This window comes from Ginsengibacter hankyongi (assembly GCF_008710285.1).
GTDB classification, from domain to species: Bacteria; Bacteroidota; Bacteroidia; order Chitinophagales; family Chitinophagaceae; genus Ginsengibacter; species Ginsengibacter hankyongi.
The window spans coordinates 743,138-760,893 of the sequence record NZ_VYQF01000001.1; the positions used below are offsets into that span (position 1 = coordinate 743,138).

Genomic DNA, 17,756 nt, shown 5'->3' on the forward strand with positions numbered 1-17,756 from the left:
CACTATCTTTATTCTTTTAAATATATACTGATGGCAATAAAAAAAAACGCTTTAGTGGGAATTATAATGGGCAGCGACAGTGATTTAAAAGTTATGGAAGCTGCTGCTGAAATATTAAAAAAGTTTGAGGTTGCATTTGAACTTACGATTGTTTCAGCACATCGTACACCAATGCGAATGGTTGACTATGCTGCATCTGCCCATAGTAAAGGTTTAAAAGTAATTATTGCCGGCGCCGGAGGCGCCGCACACTTACCAGGAATGGTTGCTTCAATTACCACATTACCTGTAATTGGTGTTCCTATAAAATCTTCCAATTCTATTGATGGATGGGATTCTGTTCTTTCTATTTTACAAATGCCTAACGGTGTTCCTGTGGCAACCGTAGCCTTAAACGCTGCAAAAAACGCAGGAATATTAGCTGTTGAAATTTTAGCAACTGCCGACGCTGCTCTTACCCAGAAGCTTGTTGATTTTAAAAATGAAATGAAAGAAGAAGTGGAAAGAAAGGCAGAGAAGATTGAAAAATAATTGGAGTTAATTCTCCTCGATAATACAAAACTCCTGTTCCAGTGTTAATGAATTTTCGTAAAGTATTTTAAAAAAGTCATCCCCCAATCTTGCATAATACAGCATAAAATTTTCTATACGTTCCTGTAAATTCCCTTGCGGAAATAAAACAGAAAATATTTTAGACAATTGATTTTTTTGATCTTCAAACTTTCTCTTTTCTGCACGAAACATTTTCTTTTCTAATGCTGATAATTTCTTTAGGGATTTCGTTTCAAGCGCTTCGGCATGTTGCTCCAGTGTAACATCAATTTCTTTTACCAGTTTTTTTATTGAATAATATGCTTGTTGCATTTGGAATTTTTCTTCATCCAGTTTCAACCGGTGATTAGTTTGCCTTGTTACAATTTCATTTACTACTCCTTCTTCTCCCTTAAACAAATCAGGCGAAAGCAAGTCTAATTTCACCATGTGCTGATGATATCTTTTTTCAATAATCAGGAAAGAATTTCTAACAATCAATAATGGAAATGGAACTTTATAATATTGAAACAGATCTTTCAGTTCGAGCCAGTAAGCAATTTCACCGCCTCCGCCAATGAAGGCAATGTTTGGCAACATCATTTCCTGGAAGAGTCCTCTTAAAATTACATTAGGGCTAAACCGTTCAGGATGATTCTTTAATTCATTTTTTAATTCATCTTTTGTAAAAAAAAGTTTGGTATCATGAACAAGGTAATGGTCTTCCACCTGCACAATCCGGTTTCGTATATCATCTTTTAAATAAAATAAATTGATCTCCCGTGGATGCGCCTGCACTTTATATTTCTGTGATAATTTTTCCGAAGTTTTGCTTACAATATTTGAAGACATATTTTCAAAAATGTCTTCTTCAAAAATGGCAGACATTTCATTTTTTAATGAAGCGTTATCCGGTAAAAAAACAATAAGCCCATAATTTTTAAAAAGTTCATGAACCAGTAGAAAAGTTGATTGCTGTATTGTTGAATCTTTTTGAAAACATTTTTTTAGCAATTCAATTATCTTTTTGCCATGTTCTTCAACAGACAATCGCCCTTCAAGTTCATTCATTAGTAGTAATAAACTATCATCCACTTTCATTCTTCCTACAGCGCCAGTTTGCATAGTGTTCCACACATATTTCTTTCCATCAACGACGACATGATTTAGTTCTTCCAAATCTGCATCTTCACTGCCCATAAAAAAAACAGGAACAAAATTATATTGTGGTAACTGCTTTTTTAAATCATCAGCAAGCTTTATGGTATGAAGAATTTTATAAATGAAATATAAATGCCCCGTAAAAATATTGGGTTGATGCGCAGTGCAAACAGTGAATGTATTTTCATTGGAAAGTGCATCAATATTAGCTTCTACTTTGTCGCTGTCGCCTATATTTTTATATTGAAGTTGTAACTGCTCAACTAATAATTTCCTGTTGGTATTGAAATTCCTTCTTTCATTAATAGAATCGGTGATTCCATTAATATTTAATTCATGTTCGTAAAAATCTTTTAAATCATTTGCCCCGGCAACATAATCCAAAATAATTTTTGCAAATTTTCCTGTTGCTGAATAAGGTATGTATTGAGATTGAAATGCCTGGCTCATCTATACTTTTTAATTGCTTTTGTAACGCAGTTATTTTTTGAGAAGCAAAGATATAGGGAAAAAATTGAGGGAAGACTTGGTAGTGTATTAGAAGGGACTAAATTTGAAAAATATCTAAAGTTGTTATGCCTACAATATACTTAGAAACCAAAATAAAATCCAACATTCAAATTTGTTTTGACCTGGCCAGGAGTATTGACTTACACCAAATATCAACCGCAAAAACGAATGAAAAAGCAGTCGATGGCAAAACAAAAGGACTCATAAACCTTGGCGAATATGTTACTTGGCAGGCAAAACATTTTGGAATAAACCAAAGACTAACATCAAAGATTACCCGATTTAATGAACCGTTTTACTTTAAAGATGAACAGCAAAAAGGAGCATTTAAATACATTGCTCATGACCATTACTTTGAAAAATATGACCAGTATGTAATTATGAAAGATATTTTCAATTTCCAATCACCACTTGGGATGATTGGTAAGTTAGTTGACAAAATACTCCTTTCAAACTACCTAAAAAGATTACTCATTGAAAGGAACAGTACAATTAAAGAATATGCCGAAACAGAAAAATGGAAATCCATTTTTGAATAAATACGCATAAAATCGTTCACGCCTTAATAATTTTCTTTTGGCCTAACACAAAAATTTTTAATAGCTTTAATCTATCAGCTAATTAATATTTCCTTACTTCTAAATCTATTACATTATGTCTTCATCCCGTCGTGATTTTATAAAAAAAACAGCCCTTACCACTGCAGGTGTTTATATGGGCGCCAATGCTTTCAGCGCACAAAGCTACAGGAGAATCATAGGTTCTAATGACCGCGTAAGAGTAGGCGTGGTAGGATTTTCAGACAGGCATAGAAGTTCTCACATGCCTTCTTTCATGAACCACTATAAAGAATTAAATTTTGATATTGTAGCCGTTTCTGATATATGGAACAAACGAAGAAATGAAGGCACCGCTATGTGGAAAGAAAAAATGAATCATGATATTGTTGGCTGCCGTAACAATGAAGAAATGTATAATAAAAAATTAGTGGATGCTGTGTTTGTGAGCACCGCCGATTTTCAGCATGCGCTGCATGCTGTGGAAGCTGTAAATGCAGGTTGCGATGTGTATTGTGAAAAACCTTTTGCAGAAACTATGGAAGATAATCGCCTCGCATTTAAAACCATTAAAGCGTCAGACAGGATTGTGCAGATTGGCTCACAAAGAAGAAGTGGCGCCAACTACATCCAGGCTGCAGAATTTATACAATCAGGAAAGTTTGGCCCCATAAAAATGGTGGAGCTTACATGGAATGTAAACCAGCCAGGACGTTGGCGCAGGCCGGATCTCGTTGCACAGTTGAGAGAAGAAGATACTGACTGGAAACGATTTTTATTGAACAGGCCCGCCGATACTTATGATCCAAGAAAATACCTCGAATACCGTTTATTTTGGCCGTATTCATCAGGACTTCCCGGTCAATGGATGAGTCACCAGATTGATACAGTTCATTGGTTCAGCGGGTTGAAGCATCCGCGCAGCGCAGTGGCTAATGGTGGAGTTTATATGTGGAAAGATGGAAGAAAAAACTGGGATACAATAACGGCTGTTTTTGATTACGGGCCTGCTGATGATCTGACCACAGGCTTCCAGGTATCGTTCCAGGCACGTATGGATAACGGCGACGAACATCCTTCAGAAATCTATTATTCTAACGGTGGGGAATTGAATCTTATAACCAATAAGGTTTCACCAAAAGGAGGACTGACAAAACATTATGCAGATGAAATGCATATGCAACCGAATTTATTGCCCGAAATGAATTTAGACCAAAGTGAAAAAGTTGTCGCTTCTGCAAACACCGGCGGCGATGTACTAACCAGCAACCACGTACGCAATTGGATGGAATGCGTACGCAGCCGTAAACAACCGCATGCTCCTGTTGAAGCGGGATACAGCCACTCCATTGCCAACATCATGACCACCGCAGCATCGCATACAGGCTTAAAAGCGACTTTTGATGAAGCGACACAGGAAGTAATGGTGGGTGGAAAAATTTTTAAGTATTAAAATCGTTTAAGGTCAGCCGTTAGCAAATTGTTCAATCATTAGTAATCCTATTTAAAAATGAAGAAGAACAGTAGACATTCGTCGCAAAAGTTTTCCCTGGGAATAGTAGCAATCTTTTGTTGCTCAGTATTATTTGCACAAAAAAATGAAATGGTAAAGATTGTAAAATCACCAAGCCAAAATAAAATATCTGTTTTTATAGGAAATAAAATCTTCACCAGTTTCTTGTACCCCGACACTTTGGAGAAACCGGTTTTATATCCGGTGCATGCGGCCAATGGAATCGTTGTTACAAGAGGATTTCCATTCAATACCCAGCCTGGCGATCCTACCGATCATCCGCATCATGTTGGAATTTGGTTTACTTATGAAAATGTAAACGGGCTCGACTTCTGGAATAATTCATATGCAATTTCAAAAGCAAAAAAACATTTATACGGGTGGATAAGAACAGATAAAATTCTTAACACATCAAATGGCACGAAAGGAATAATTTCTTACCACGCAAACTGGACCGATCAGCAAAAAAATGTATTGCTGGAAGAAACAACGCGATTGGAATTTAGCGGAATGGAACATCAGCGAATTATAGACAGGATAACTGTTTTAAAAGCCGATACGACAGTAAATTTTTACGATGCAAAAGATGGCTTGTATGGAATGAGGATAGCACATGCGTTACAAATTCCATCAACCAAAGACCAGGAATTTAAAGACAATAAAGGCAACGTAACCATTGTAAAAGGCGTGAAAGATTCCATTGCAAATGGCAACTATCTTACCAGTGAAGGGAAAACCGGAGACGATGCATGGAGCTCAAGAGGAAGATGGTGCAAAGTATATGGCAAAATGGGAAATGATTCTATAAGCATTGCAATCATTGATCACCCGGAGAATCCCAACTATCCTACTTTCTGGCATGCAAGGGGCTACGGTTTATTTGCAGCAAATCCTCTTGGAGAAAAAATATTTACGAATGGAAAATCTTCAAAAAATCTTCTATTAAAAAAAGGGGAGTCTGTTACTTTTCGGTACAGGATAGTGATTGAGGATAACAAAACAACTTTAGGTGTTGACGATCTCAATAAGCTCGCTGATGATTTTTGCCAAAGAGAAATAACATTTCGTCTGCGCCTTCCGTTAGAGTAAATTAATTTCCTCCCATACTTCTTTAAGAACCGGAATTCCATTGGCAAGATTATTTTTTCTTGTTTGTAAAACTCTTTCACCAGGATATACTATTATTTTAGATTCATCTAACGGTATGGATTGATGATAATCTTTTAAGATTTCTTCAATTGCTTGCGCAATTACGGATTGCTTACCAAATTTTGACATATCAATAGCGATAAATACCTGCGACAAACTGTATTCAACTTCCTTCTTACTTAGTTCATGAGTTGATAACCCACCTGATAAAATAGTTGCGAGCAAATCTAACAATAAAGATAATCCTGCACCTTTCCAATAACCAATGGGTAATGGGCTGTTGGCCGCAAGAATTGCAGAAGGATCTTTGGTTAAGTTACCTTCAGTATCAAAACCACCATACACAGAAAGTGATTCATCTTTCATGGCTGATAATTCCAATGCCCCATAAGAATATTGTGACATCGCCATATCCAGCACTATCGCTTCATCCTTATATGGCAATGCAATAACCAAAGGATTATTGCCAAGTTTTGCATCTTTAGCTCCCCATGCGGGCATGTTGGCAATTGTATTTGTCCAGCCGATAAATACAAAACCTGCTTTTGCAGCCTGCCATCCGTAAGTACCTCCACGCATCCAATGATTGGTATTTCTTAAAGCCACACAACCAATACCATATTCAATTGCGAGTGAGATAACGGTGTCGGTTACCTGTAGTGCATTTAATATACCTGGCCCCAGGTTGCCATTCCATTGTTCCATGGCGCCAAACTTGCTTTCCAACGTTGGCAAAGCTTCCGGAACAACATATCCAGCTTTTAAATATTGAATAAATCTTGGGAAACGGTAAATCCCATGTGTGTAAATTCCATCAAGGCTGCTTTCAGTAAAAACCTGTGCACACTGCAATGCTCTTTCACGTATAAACCCGTATTTCAATAAAATGCCGGTGAAGCATTCCTGCATTTCATTTGCAGGTATTGCAATTGTGGCGGAGTTTTCCTGCACTAAGTTCAAGATTTAAGAATAAAAGGAATTTAATTTACTAGTTCACCTTCAAGGTCGTAATCAAAAGCAGAAGTGATTTTTACATTTACAAAATCACCCGGCAATAATTTTGTTTTTGAATGAACGATCACTTCATTGTCCACTTCAACACTATCAAATTCTGTACGGCCAAGATATCTCCCCGCCTCTTTTTTATCAATAATAACCTTAAAAGTTTTACCAATTTTCTCTTCATTTTTCATAAAAGAAATTTCCTGTTGCACTTCCATAATTTCCTGTGCTCTCTGCTCTTTTATTTCTGAAGGAACATCATCTGCCAAATCATACGCAGTTGTGTTTTCTTCATGAGAATAAGTAAATATGCCAACGCGATCAAATTCAATTTTCTTCAAAAAAGTTTTTAATTCTTCTACATCATCTTTAGTTTCTTTCGGAAAACCGGCTATGAGCGTGGTTCTTAAACAAATGCCCGGAATTTTATATTTAATCTCTCCAATAATATCTTCCATTTCTTCTCTTGTAATTTGCCTTTTCATTGCATGTAGCATTTTATTGCTGGCATGCTGCAAAGGCATATCAAGGTAATTACAGATGTTTTCTCTTTCCTTCATAGCATCTATAATTTCCATCGGGAATTTTGAAGGATATGCATAATGCAACCTTATCCATTCCAGGCCGGGAATATCGGCCAATGCGTGAAGCAGTTTTGGTAATTCTCTTTTTTTATAAATATCCAATCCATAGTAAGTAAGTTCCTGCGCTATCAGCATAATTTCTTTCACACCTCTTTGCACTAAATTCTTTGCTTCATTAACTAATGATTCTATGGAACGGCTTACATGTTTTCCCCGCATTAAAGGGATTGCGCAAAAGGAACAGGTACGGTTGCAGCCCTCACTTATTTTCAGATAGGCATAGTGGTTAGGTGTGCTTAACAACCTTTCGCCAACCAATTCAGCTTTATAATCAACATCAAATTTTCTAAGCAAAAAAGGCAGCTCCATAGTTCCAAAAAATGCATCCACTTCAGGAATTTCATCTTCCAAATTTTGTTTGTAACGCTCGCTCAAACAGCCTGTAACGTAGACCTTATCAAGCTTTCCCCGTTTCTTTAATTCTACCTGTTCCAAAATTGTATTGATACTTTCTTCTTTTGCTTTATCAATAAATCCGCATGTATTTACAACTACAATATTATGATCAAGCTTTTTACTTTCATGTTCCACATTTACATCAGCCGCTGCAAGTTGACCGCTCAACACTTCACTATCAACCAGGTTTTTGCTGCACCCTAATGTGATGATATTTACTTTATCTTTTTTAAGCTTGGTTCTCATTTTTAATAACACGAATTTCTTTGTACTAATTACACGAATTGAATGCAAACATCAATTCAATATCTCTATTCACCTCTGAACTGTTTAACTTAACCAATAAACTAATGAATCAATTAACTATTTAACTCCCTCAAATAAACTATCCACAAATTCTTTTTTATCAAATACCAAAAGATCCGTTGCTTTTTCGCCCACTCCTATAAACTTCACAGGAATTTTAAACTGATCGGCAATGGCTAACACCACACCACCTTTTGCAGTTCCATCAAGTTTTGTAATTGCAATTGCAGTTACGTCTGTAGCGCCAGTAAATTGTCTTGCCTGCTCGAGTGCATTTTGCCCTGTGCTACCATCAAGTACCAATAATACTTCATGCGGCGAACCGGGAAGCGCTTTATTTACAGATCGCTTAATCTTACTCAATTCATCCATTAAATGAATTTTATTATGAAGCCTTCCAGCAGTGTCAATCAGCACCACATCCATATCTTTTGCGACTGCACTTTGCACCGCATCAAATGCGACAGCGCTTGGATCGGCGCCCATTGAATGCTTTACGATAGATACTTTTGCCCGTTGGCTCCATATATCCAACTGATCGACGGCTGCTGCCCTGAAAGTATCAGCAGCACCCAATAAAACTTTTTTGCCTGCTAAAGTAAAATTATGAGCAAGCTTACCAATGGTAGTCGTTTTTCCTGCACCATTTACTCCAACAATTAATATTACATGAGGTTTATGAGTTGACGGTAATTCATAGCTTTTATAAGAAGTATCAACAGGCGAATCTATAAGAACAGATTGAATCTCCTCCTTTAATATTCTATTAAGTTCTGAAGTATTAATGTATTTATCTTTTGCAACTCTTTTTTCAATTCCATCAATAATCTTTATTGTAGTATCAACGCCAACATCTGCACTCACCAAAGCATTTTCAAGATCGTCCAGCACTTCTTCATCAACCGTACTTTTACCGGCAATAACTTTTGTAAGCTTGTCAAAAAAACCTTCTTTTGTTTTTTGCAAACCCTGGTCAAGACTTTCCTTTTGTTCTTTCTTTCCAAATATTTTATCAAAAATTCCCATTGTATAAAAATTAGTAAAGGGCAAAAATAAATAAAGCTATCCGCAATGAATGCCGGATAGCTTTACATGAAGTTTAAAGAAGCAATTTAGCTTGCTAAAAATTCTTTGATCTTGTCCTTGTGAACAATAGATTCTTTAAATGTGTAAGAACCGGATTTGGGGCTGCGTACTGTGCGAACCACTTTAGTCCAGTTTTTTGCTTCCGCTGCTGCTTTTTGATCTTTTGTTTTAATAGCGGTTTTAGCTGCTTTTGCCATTGTATTTTAATTTGATAATGTGATAATTTGCTTTGTAAGCTAATTATTTAATTTCTTTATGAACCGTTACCTTCTTTAAAATAGGGTTGAATTTTTTCAACTCCAATCTTTCCGGTGTATTCTTTTTATTTTTTTTGGTAATATAACGGCTGGTGCCGGGCAAACCAGATGTTTTATGCTCCGTGCATTCCAAAATTACCTGTACCCTGTTTCCTTTTCTTGCCATAACAAATGTTTAAAATATTTTTGATCAGATTTTGGCTCCGTTTGCCCTCATTTCTTTTACTACGTTATAAAGACCATTTTTATTAATAGTACGAATCGCCTCAGAAGACAACTTTAAAGTAACCCATTTATCCTCTTCCGCAAGAAAATATCTTTTCTTTTGAAGATTAGGTAAAAATCTCCTGCGGGTTTTTATATTTGAATGCGAAACAGTATTTCCCGTGATGGGTCTCTTTCCTGTAACCTGACATACTCTGGCCATAATGATCTTTTTTTCGGACGGCAAAGGTAATAAAGAAATATTTACCCGAAAAATAAATAAAGGAGTTTTTTCAGAACAGTTCAAAACTGTCATAATGTTCCATTTTTTGGGCAAAAACTTCATGGGCATGCTTTATGTTGTACAATGGGAAAATAGATTATGGAAACATTTAGCACAATAATTAATGACGACAAACCTGTCCTTGTTGACTTTCATGCCGAATGGTGTGGGCCGTGTAAAATGATGGCTCCTGAGTTACAACGATTTGCCCAAAACAACAAAGAAAATGTAAGGGTTTTAAAAGTTGATATCGACAAAAACCAACCCACAGCAAGCCAGTTTAATATACAAGGTGTACCAACATTGATTCTTTTTAAAAAAGGAAAAATTCTTTGGAGACAATCAGGCGCTATGAGTGCACAGCAAATTTCCAGTGCTGTACTACCAAAATTATAATTCGTTTATTAGCAATTTCAAAAAATAAAAATGGCAACAAATACAATAACGTCCGTGTACCAGGGCGGCGTGGCTTTTAAGGCTGATGTAAAAGGGCACGATGTAATAATAGATCTTGATAAAGCCGGTGGCGGCAATGATCTTGGCACGAGCCCGAAGATATTAATGTTGGTTTCATTGGCAGGTTGTACCGGCCTGGATGTAGTGGGTATTTTGAATAAAATGAAAGTAACTTTCTCTGACCTTTCAATAAATGTGCATGCACATCTTACAGAAGTTGATCCAAAAATTTACGATGAGGTTACCGTTACCTATACCATAAAAGTTCATAAAAAAGATGAAGGAAAAGTGCAAAAAGCGGTTACACTTTCACAGGACAAATATTGCGGCGTAAGTGAAATGTTCAGGGCTTTTGCAAAACTTTCTCATACAATTATTTTTATTTGATTACACTAATTGAATATTACACGAATTAGACAGCAGATAAATCTATTAGCGTATTCGTTCTAATTCGTGTAATGAGTTTTAGTTTTTCTGCAATTTCCTTTCCCTCCAAACTCTTGCCATTTGCAATGAAATCGCCAGCAGTATAAGACCAAAGCCAAAATAGAAACCCGGTCCAAGAAATTTATTTTCTTTGAAAATTATAAATGCCAGTATGATAGAATATATAGGTTCAAAATTGTAGGTAAGATTTACAGTAAAAGCTGAAATATATTTCAGGGCATTTAGACTTAAAATAAAAGCGAATACAGTACATATCCACGATAAAATTAACAACCAAAACAAATCGGTGGAAGTTGGGACAAAATATCTGGCGGGAAAAAATTGCAGGTAAAACGGAATGATTAAACAAAGTGCAATAAAACCACCGCTCATCTCATACAGCGTTACTATTTTAGGTGAGAATTCTTTCAGCAATGTTTTATTAAAAATCGGGAAAAGACAGGCAAGCAGCGCTGAAATAATTCCAAAAATAATTCCTGTTTTATATTCAGGATAAAAATTAAATATGAGATAAATACCAGCAATAGCAAGCATTCCCAGCAACACTTCTGTATAATCAATTCTTCTCTTCATTATTACCGGTTCAATAAAAGAAGTAAAAAACCCGATGGCAGAAAGGCAGGTTACAGATACCGAAACATTAGCATATTTTATACTTCCATAAAAACTAACCCAATGAAGCGCAATAAGAGTTCCAACCCCAAAAAGTTTCATTGTATTTAAAAAAGAAATTCTAATAAGTTCTTTTCTCAACAATAAAATTATAGCCAGTGTTATAGCACTGAATAACATTCGATACCAAACTAATATTCCTTCGTTTAAATTAATAAGCTTCCCAAGAATTGCTGTAAATCCCGCAAGTACTACGGCAACGTGTAGTTGAAGAAAAGCTTTTTTCATGCGCCAAAAATATGTACGAAGTCCGATGTTTGATGTACGATGCCGGAAATTAGTACTGTAGAAACTTTAATTATTCTTAGTAATTGAATATGCATTACATCGTACTTCGCTCATCGTACAACAAACATTTTGATTATTTCCACCATCATAACATTGTAATAATATTAACATTCCTTTGTATAAAAAAAAATCAGCGTATGTAATTGTAGCATGCATAGTTTTATATTTGCCCCTGTTTATTATAAAACCCCGCTATGAGCTTTAAAAAAATCAACAACATTACAGGATGGGCAATATGTATTATTGCGTGTGTAGTTTATTTAATGACAATGGAAGCCACCGGAAGTTTTTGGGATTGTGGCGAATTTGCTTCCAGCGCATATAAACTCCAGATTCCTCATCCGCCCGGAGCACCTTTATTTATTTTGCTGGGAAGGTTGTTCATGATTCCTTTTTCAAATCCCGATAGCGCCATACTTGGGCTGAATAGCATGAGTGCTTTAATGAGCGGTTTTACTATTTTATTTTTATTCTGGACCATAACACACTTTGCCAGGAAAATTCTTGAAAAAAATAAGCCAAACCCTCTTACAAGCGGGCAGATTTTTTCTATAATGGCTGCAGGGGCTGTTGGTGCACTGGCTTATACATTCAGCGATTCATTCTGGTATAGCGCCGTTGAATCTGAAGTATATGCAAGTTCCTCTTTTTTTACAGCCATAGTTTTTTGGGCCGTTCTTAAATGGGAACAGAATGTAACCATAGAAATGGCCAATGGAATCAAAGGGCATTTCACAAGGGCTGACCGGTGGTTGATATTAATTTTCTACCTCATAGGACTTGCAGTGGGTGTTCATTTGCTACCAATTCTTACTATTCCTGCTATTGTTATGGTGTATTATTTTAAGAGATATAACAATAAAACAAAATGGAAAACCTTCTGGGCTTTTGTAATAGCATGTCTTATTACAGGAATTGTGCAAGTGCCAATGATTCAATGGTCTATTAAGTTTGCCGGGCAGTTCGATATATTTTTCAAAAATAGCCTGGGTCTTCCTTTCTTCACCGGGTTCACTTTCTTTTTTATAATGCTTGCCGTTATCATTTATTTCATGTTACGACTTGCCGCAAAGCGAAACTGGAATTTCTTAAAGCTGGCAATGTGGAGTTTTGCATTTGTATTGCTGGGTTTTTCTACTTATTACACAACTCTTATTCGCTCACTTGCCGATCCGGCAGTTGATATGTTTAACGTTGATAACCCCGTGAGTCTTGTTGGCTATTTAAGCCGGGAGCAATATGGTGACTGGCCAATTTTATATGGCCAGGATTTTACAGCAGGAAATGTACAGGGAGAACAATATACGCCTGATTATAAGACGGAATCTTATATGGTTAAGGGAAAAAACAAATATGAAGATCTTGGCAAAAAGCAAACCATAACTTACCATCCCGAAGACCTCCATTTTTTTCCAAGAATGTGGGACAACAGCAATGACCAGGGGCATGCTGATTATTACGCAAGCTTTGCGGGTATAACGAGGGACCAGAAGTCTGGAGCCTATAGCAATAAGCCAACTGTTGGAGATAATTTTGCTTTCTTTTTTAGTTACCAGTTGAACTGGATGTACCTGAGGTATTTCATGTGGAATTTTGCTGGTAAGCAAAATGACATCCAAGGAGTAGATATGGGCAATGTAAGAGATGGAAACTGGCTTACCGGAATTCCTTTTTGGGATAATGCACGGTTGGGGGATCAAAGCAAAATGCCTGATAGCATCAAGCATAATAAGGCGCATAATAAACTCTTTTGCCTTCCGCTCATTTTGGGAATTCTCGGTCTTATTTATCAATATAAAAAAGATAAACAGGATACTCTTATTGTGGGCTTGCTCTTTTTCTTTACAGGCATAGCAATCGTTTTGTATCTTAACCAGGCGGGCAATCAGCCACGTGAAAGGGATTACGCTTATGTGGGTTCATTTTACGCCTTCGCAGTATGGATTGGGCTTGGAGTATTATATGTAAAAGAACTATTTGAAAAGTTTGCCAATAATAAAATTGCCAATTATGCTTCGGCCGGATTATGCCTCCTTGCAGTACCAGTATTGATGGGCAGCCAGGAGTGGAACGATCACGATCGCAGCCACAAAGTTCTTGCACGTGATTTGGCAATAGATTATTTAGAAAGCTGCGCGCCAAATGCGATTCTTATTACGTTTGGCGATAATGACACATACCCGCTATGGTATGCCCAGGAAGTGCAGGGCATTCGCCGGGATATCAGGGTGATTAATTCCAGCCTGATGGGAACGGACTGGTATCTTAACCAATTGCGTTATAAGGTAAATCAAAGTGACCCGATAGATGTTATATGGACTCCTGATCAGATCATGGGAAGTAACAGGGATGCCATATATTTTTATCCGGACGCTCCGGGGGCGAAAGTGGACCAGACAAAACCAATGGATCTCTATACAATGATGAAAGATTATGCCGGAAGCGATGATCCAAATCGAATGGTGGCAAATGGTGACGATTATTTGAATATATATCCAACGAAAAAAGTAGAAGTTCCGGTTGATACAAATTTTGTAAGGCAAAATGGCACGGTTAACCCAGGAGATAGTGTGGTAAGCGAAGTTGAATTTGATATTCCCAAGAGTGCTTTAGGCAAAAATGAAAGTGCCATATTAAATATAATAGCTGCCAACAAATGGAAAAGGCCAATTTATTTTACATCGCCTTATGATGAACTCGGATTTCAAAATTATTTAAGAACGGACGGTTTAACCTACAGATTGGTTCCGGTAAAAAACAGTGAGGTAAACCGTGACTGGGCTTATGATGTTATGATGAAAAAATTTGCTTTTGGCAATGCAAACGTTAAAGGCGTTTATTATGATGAAGAAAATCGCAGGCATTTAAATACTATAAGAATGCAGTATGCACAGGTTGCCATGAATCTCGCCGACCATAACAGGAAAGATGATGCAAAAGAGATGCTTGAGAAATGTGACAAGATGATGTTGCAGGAAAATTTCCCTTATGGCCTTGTATCACGCCGTCAGCAACAGGACCAGATTTCAGGGCAGTTCCTGTTAGCAGCATACAAAGCCGGCGATACGGTATTGGCAAAAAAGGTTTCTGAATCGCTGCGTAAAGATCTTGAACAACAAATAACTTATTTTAATAGTTTGGACGATAATAAACAACAAGCCCTTGCTTATGAAAATCAAATTGTTCAACAACTCTTACAGCAATTACAGGGCATGGAGCAGTATTTCAAAAATAATCCTGCAATAAACCCTGAAACAAGCGCCCCGGTTATTAATAACGTTCCTGCACCAAAAAAGGAAAAGCAGGCTAGCGACAAAACACAATAATTTTTTTGAATAAATTAAAATCCCGGTTAGCTTCAGGCAGCCGGGATTTTTTTATTTAACAATCAAACTAATTATTAAAATAAATTGTTTAGTAATTTGCTGTAGATTAATTCGTGAGTACCCTTGGTCTGCCGCTTCATATCATAAACCAAAGTTTATAAAATAGTTACCTTAGATTAATCTTAGTACCTTATTTCTGATGTAATCTATTTCAGGCAATTTTGAAATCTTACATCGCTAATTTAAAAATACCATCATGCGAGGACATAATTTTTCCAGATACGACCCTAATGAAAATAGTAAGACATCTTTCGAAAAGCTCCTGGATATTTTCATGCAATTGCTTACCTACACAAATGGAGATGTAGGAGAAGCATTAAGCTGGTTGACAGAACTTGATAAAGAGTATAAACTTACCAATGATGAATATGGGATGGGCGATTTTATTGAAGACCTCAAGGATAAAGGATACATTGATGAGAACCGACAGAATGGTGAAATAAAAATTACTCCCAAAACCGAGCAGGGAATTCGCAAGAGAAGTTTGGAGGAAATTTTCGGGAAATTAAAAAAAACCAAGCAGGGAAATCACAACACTTTCAAACCGGGTGGTGGCGATGAAATAAATCCAGAAACGAGGCCATTTCAATTTGGCGATACATTAGAACAAATTGATTTTACAGAATCCATTCGTAATGCACAGATCAATCATGGCATAGATAGCTTTACCATGCACGAAGACGATCTTGAAATTCGTGAAACAGATTTCAAGGCGCAAACTTCCACAGTTTTAATGATTGATATTTCGCACAGCATGATTTTGTATGGCGAGGACAGGATAACACCTGCAAAAAAAGTTGCTATGGCGCTGAGTGAATTAATCACAACCAAATATCCTAAAGACACGTTGGATATTGTAGTTTTTGGAAATGATGCATGGACCGTTGAAATTAAAGATTTGCCTTATCTGCAGGTTGGCCCTTATCACACAAATACGGTGGCGGGACTTCAGCTGGCCATGGATTTATTAAGAAAAAGAAAAAATCCCAACAAGCAGATTTTTATGATAACTGATGGCAAGCCCACTTGCTTAAAAATTGGAAAGCGATATTATAAAAATAGTTTTGGGGTTGACAGAAGAATATTAAACCGTTGTATGAATCTTGCTGCGCAATGCAAAAAATTAAAAATACCTATTACAACATTTATGATAGCAAGCGATCCATACCTCCAAAGATTTGTTACAGAATTCACTGAAACCAATAATGGTAAAGCATTTTTTGCATCTCTCGACAGGCTTGGCGCGTTTATCTTTAAAGACTTTGAAAGCGGTAAAAGAAAGACGGTGTATTAAATCTATTTGTGCATTTAAAGAAATGTTTCTAAATGGAAGTTTTAATCTAAAATTTAAATTCAAAAAAAATTAATGGACATACAAAAAATAAAAACCTTAGGCGAATTAAAAGACAGCAGCTACAAACCAAGGTCTATAAAAGAAGAACTGCGTGAGAATCTTATAAAAAAAATAAGTAAAAAAGAAATTACATTTCCCGGTATTATTGGTTACGAAGATTCTGTAATTCCTGATACGGAAAGAGCATTACTGTCGAGGCATAACATTTTGTTTCTCGGATTACGTGGACAGGCAAAAACCCGCATGGCAAGGCAAATGACCGATTTGCTTGATGAATATATTCCAGTGATACAAGGCAGTGAAGTAAACGATGATCCTTTTAAGCCACTGAGTAAATACGCAAAAGATTTGATTGCAGAAAAGGGAGACGATACACCAATTGAATGGCTTCACAGAAGCAAACGCTACGGAGAAAAACTGGCAACCCCCGATGTAAGCGTTGCCGATCTTATCGGCGATATCGATCCTATAAAAGCTGCTAATTTAAAATTAAGTTATGCTGATGAAAGGGTAATTCATTATGGAATTATTCCAAGAAGCAACCGCTGCATTTTTGTTATAAACGAATTACCGGATTTGCAGGCCCGCATCCAGGTTTCATTATTTAATATTTTGGAAGAAGGCGATTTACAAATAAGAGGTTTTAAATTAAGATTGCCTTTGGATATTATGTTTGTGTTTACAGCTAACCCTGAAGACTACACGAACAGGGGAGCAATTGTAACCCCTTTAAAAGACAGGATAGAAAGCCAGATACTTACACACTATCCCATTACCATGGAGACTTCCTTATCAATTACCGAACAGGAGGCAGGCATTCATGAAGATCAGTTAAAAAGAATACAAGTTAGCGATTTGGTAAAACGTTTGATAGAACAGGTTTCATTTGAAGCACGTGGCAGTGAATACGTTGATAAGAAAAGTGGTGTATCTGCAAGGCTTACTATTGCCGCTTATGAAAATGCAGTAAGTTCCGCAGAACGCAGGGCGATTATTAATAAAGAAAAAGAAACGCAGGTATGGATTAGCGACCTCGTTGGCATTATTCCATCTATAACGGGGAAGATTGAACTCGTATACGAAGGAGAACAGGAAGGCCCTTACCAGGTGGCTTATAATTTAATGGAGAAAGCAATTCGCACACAATTCGCAGCGTTTTTCCCCAATCCTGAAACATTTAAAAAAAGAAGAAAAGACAGCGGAGCGGATGAAAATCCTTATAGAGCAATCATCCGCTGGTTTGATTCCGGCAATCATTTAAATCTTTTATTCGGATTAAAAGATGAAGAGAAAATTCAAATGCTATATAAAGTAGATGGATTGTTTGGCCTGGTAAAAAAACATTTTCCAACGGCCAATGCGAAAGAAAATGCATTGCTTATGGAATTTGTTTTGCATGGACTTTCCTCGTATTCACTCATAAGCAAAAAAGTGGTAGAAGGAAAAATAGAATTTAAAGATCTGATGGGAAGTATGCTCAACTTCAGCCCTCAATCTTTTAGAGATGAAGAACTGGATGACGATGATTTTAAATAAAAAAAGTAATAAAGCCGG

At 36.7% G+C, this 17,756-nt stretch carries 17 protein-coding genes; 9 read left to right on the top strand and 8 right to left on the bottom strand.

The window, feature by feature from the left end; genetic code table 11:
- Nucleotides 1–30 precede the first annotated feature (30 nt).
- The gene (gene purE, locus FW778_RS03095) at nucleotides 31–531 is read left to right on the top strand and encodes a 5-(carboxyamino)imidazole ribonucleotide mutase (protein WP_150413130.1); all 501 of its coding nucleotides are present in this window, start codon (nucleotides 31–33) and stop codon (nucleotides 529–531) included.
- A 6-nt stretch (nucleotides 532–537) separates the two neighbouring features.
- On the opposite strand, the gene bshC is transcribed toward purE, so the two are convergent.
- The gene (gene bshC, locus FW778_RS03100) at nucleotides 538–2,142 is read right to left on the bottom strand and encodes a bacillithiol biosynthesis cysteine-adding enzyme BshC (protein WP_150413131.1); all 1,605 of its coding nucleotides are present in this window, start codon (nucleotides 2,140–2,142) and stop codon (nucleotides 538–540) included.
- A 125-nt stretch (nucleotides 2,143–2,267) separates the two neighbouring features.
- Here bshC and FW778_RS03105 point away from each other — a divergent pair, with 125 nt between their 5' ends.
- From FW778_RS03105 to FW778_RS03115, 3 genes are all read left to right on the top strand, one after another.
- A complete protein-coding gene (locus FW778_RS03105) occupies nucleotides 2,268–2,741 on the top strand; it encodes an SRPBCC family protein (RefSeq protein ID WP_150413132.1) in 474 nt (157 codons plus the stop codon).
- 115 nt (nucleotides 2,742–2,856) lie between these two features.
- Nucleotides 2,857–4,212: a Gfo/Idh/MocA family protein gene (locus FW778_RS03110; protein WP_150413133.1), complete on the top strand. Its 1,356-nt coding sequence runs from the start codon at nucleotides 2,857–2,859 to the stop codon at nucleotides 4,210–4,212.
- A gap of 57 nt (nucleotides 4,213–4,269) precedes the next feature.
- Nucleotides 4,270–5,361 carry a DUF6807 domain-containing protein gene (locus FW778_RS03115; RefSeq protein WP_150413134.1) on the top strand — a complete coding sequence of 364 codons (1,092 nt, stop codon included), beginning with the start codon at nucleotides 4,270–4,272 and terminating at the stop codon, nucleotides 5,359–5,361.
- On the opposite strand, the gene yiaK is transcribed toward FW778_RS03115, so the two are convergent.
- From yiaK to rpmB, 6 genes are all read right to left on the bottom strand, one after another.
- The gene (yiaK, locus tag FW778_RS03120) at nucleotides 5,353–6,372 is read right to left on the bottom strand and encodes a 3-dehydro-L-gulonate 2-dehydrogenase (protein WP_235906170.1); all 1,020 of its coding nucleotides are present in this window, start codon (nucleotides 6,370–6,372) and stop codon (nucleotides 5,353–5,355) included. The genes FW778_RS03115 and yiaK overlap by 9 nt on opposite strands.
- A 29-nt stretch (nucleotides 6,373–6,401) precedes the next feature.
- Nucleotides 6,402–7,709, bottom strand: a complete 1,308-nt coding sequence (gene rimO / locus FW778_RS03125; protein ID WP_150413135.1) for a 30S ribosomal protein S12 methylthiotransferase RimO — start codon at nucleotides 7,707–7,709, stop codon at nucleotides 6,402–6,404.
- Between the two features lie 117 nt (nucleotides 7,710–7,826).
- A complete protein-coding gene (gene ftsY, locus FW778_RS03130; RefSeq protein WP_150413136.1) occupies nucleotides 7,827–8,795 on the bottom strand; it encodes a signal recognition particle-docking protein FtsY in 969 nt (322 codons plus the stop codon).
- Between the two features lie 86 nt (nucleotides 8,796–8,881).
- Nucleotides 8,882–9,052 (bottom strand): DUF4295 family protein, encoded by a 171-nt coding sequence (locus FW778_RS03135; protein ID WP_150413137.1) that lies wholly within the window; start codon nucleotides 9,050–9,052, stop codon nucleotides 8,882–8,884.
- 43 nt (nucleotides 9,053–9,095) lie between these two features.
- Nucleotides 9,096–9,278 (bottom strand): 50S ribosomal protein L33, encoded by a 183-nt coding sequence (gene rpmG / locus FW778_RS03140; protein ID WP_150413138.1) that lies wholly within the window; start codon nucleotides 9,276–9,278, stop codon nucleotides 9,096–9,098.
- A gap of 24 nt (nucleotides 9,279–9,302) precedes the next feature.
- On the bottom strand, nucleotides 9,303–9,539 hold the full coding sequence (gene rpmB / locus FW778_RS03145) for a 50S ribosomal protein L28 (RefSeq protein ID WP_150413139.1): 237 nt from the start codon (nucleotides 9,537–9,539) through the stop codon (nucleotides 9,303–9,305).
- Between the two features lie 159 nt (nucleotides 9,540–9,698).
- Here rpmB and trxA point away from each other — a divergent pair, with 159 nt between their 5' ends.
- On the top strand, nucleotides 9,699–9,995 hold the full coding sequence (trxA, locus tag FW778_RS03150; RefSeq protein ID WP_150413140.1) for a thioredoxin: 297 nt from the start codon (nucleotides 9,699–9,701) through the stop codon (nucleotides 9,993–9,995).
- A 30-nt stretch (nucleotides 9,996–10,025) separates the two neighbouring features.
- The gene (locus tag FW778_RS03155) at nucleotides 10,026–10,442 is read left to right on the top strand and encodes an OsmC family protein (protein ID WP_150413141.1); all 417 of its coding nucleotides are present in this window, start codon (nucleotides 10,026–10,028) and stop codon (nucleotides 10,440–10,442) included.
- A 78-nt stretch (nucleotides 10,443–10,520) separates the two neighbouring features.
- Here the strand turns inward: FW778_RS03155 and FW778_RS03160 are convergent, their stop codons facing one another.
- A complete protein-coding gene (locus tag FW778_RS03160; RefSeq protein WP_150413142.1) occupies nucleotides 10,521–11,402 on the bottom strand; it encodes a DMT family transporter in 882 nt (293 codons plus the stop codon).
- 254 nt (nucleotides 11,403–11,656) lie between these two features.
- On the opposite strand from FW778_RS03160, the gene FW778_RS03165 reads away from it, so the two are divergent.
- The 3 genes from FW778_RS03165 to FW778_RS03175 all read left to right on the top strand — a co-directional run bounded on the left by FW778_RS03165 (nucleotide 11,657) and on the right by FW778_RS03175 (nucleotide 17,738).
- Entirely contained in the window at nucleotides 11,657–14,788 is a 3,132-nt protein-coding gene (locus FW778_RS03165) for a glycosyltransferase family 117 protein (protein ID WP_150413143.1), read from the top strand.
- A 256-nt stretch (nucleotides 14,789–15,044) separates the two neighbouring features.
- A complete protein-coding gene (locus FW778_RS03170) occupies nucleotides 15,045–16,142 on the top strand; it encodes a vWA domain-containing protein (RefSeq protein WP_150413144.1) in 1,098 nt (365 codons plus the stop codon).
- Nucleotides 16,143–16,214: 72 nt separating this feature from the next.
- Entirely contained in the window at nucleotides 16,215–17,738 is a 1,524-nt protein-coding gene (locus FW778_RS03175) for a magnesium chelatase (RefSeq protein WP_150413145.1), read from the top strand.
- The last annotated feature ends 18 nt before the right edge of the window (nucleotides 17,739–17,756 follow it).

Excerpts from the sequence above, each read along its gene's own strand:
- purE (WP_150413130.1), top strand. The coding sequence starts at position 31 with ATGGCAATAAAAAAAAACGCTTTAGTGGGAATTATAATGGGCAGCGAC.
- bshC (WP_150413131.1), bottom strand. The coding sequence starts at position 2,142 with ATGAGCCAGGCATTTCAATCTCAATACATACCTTATTCAGCAACAGGA.
- FW778_RS03105 (WP_150413132.1), top strand. The coding sequence starts at position 2,268 with ATGCCTACAATATACTTAGAAACCAAAATAAAATCCAACATTCAAATT.
- FW778_RS03110 (WP_150413133.1), top strand. The coding sequence starts at position 2,857 with ATGTCTTCATCCCGTCGTGATTTTATAAAAAAAACAGCCCTTACCACT.
- FW778_RS03115 (WP_150413134.1), top strand. The coding sequence starts at position 4,270 with ATGAAGAAGAACAGTAGACATTCGTCGCAAAAGTTTTCCCTGGGAATA.
- rimO (WP_150413135.1), bottom strand. The coding sequence starts at position 7,709 with ATGAGAACCAAGCTTAAAAAAGATAAAGTAAATATCATCACATTAGGG.
- ftsY (WP_150413136.1), bottom strand. The coding sequence starts at position 8,795 with ATGGGAATTTTTGATAAAATATTTGGAAAGAAAGAACAAAAGGAAAGT.
- FW778_RS03135 (WP_150413137.1), bottom strand. The coding sequence starts at position 9,052 with ATGGCAAAAGCAGCTAAAACCGCTATTAAAACAAAAGATCAAAAAGCA.
- rpmG (WP_150413138.1), bottom strand. The coding sequence starts at position 9,278 with ATGGCAAGAAAAGGAAACAGGGTACAGGTAATTTTGGAATGCACGGAG.
- rpmB (WP_150413139.1), bottom strand. The coding sequence starts at position 9,539 with ATGGCCAGAGTATGTCAGGTTACAGGAAAGAGACCCATCACGGGAAAT.
- trxA (WP_150413140.1), top strand. The coding sequence starts at position 9,699 with ATGGAAACATTTAGCACAATAATTAATGACGACAAACCTGTCCTTGTT.
- FW778_RS03155 (WP_150413141.1), top strand. The coding sequence starts at position 10,026 with ATGGCAACAAATACAATAACGTCCGTGTACCAGGGCGGCGTGGCTTTT.
- FW778_RS03160 (WP_150413142.1), bottom strand. The coding sequence starts at position 11,402 with ATGAAAAAAGCTTTTCTTCAACTACACGTTGCCGTAGTACTTGCGGGA.
- FW778_RS03165 (WP_150413143.1), top strand. The coding sequence starts at position 11,657 with ATGAGCTTTAAAAAAATCAACAACATTACAGGATGGGCAATATGTATT.
- FW778_RS03170 (WP_150413144.1), top strand. The coding sequence starts at position 15,045 with ATGCGAGGACATAATTTTTCCAGATACGACCCTAATGAAAATAGTAAG.
- FW778_RS03175 (WP_150413145.1), top strand. The coding sequence starts at position 16,215 with ATGGACATACAAAAAATAAAAACCTTAGGCGAATTAAAAGACAGCAGC.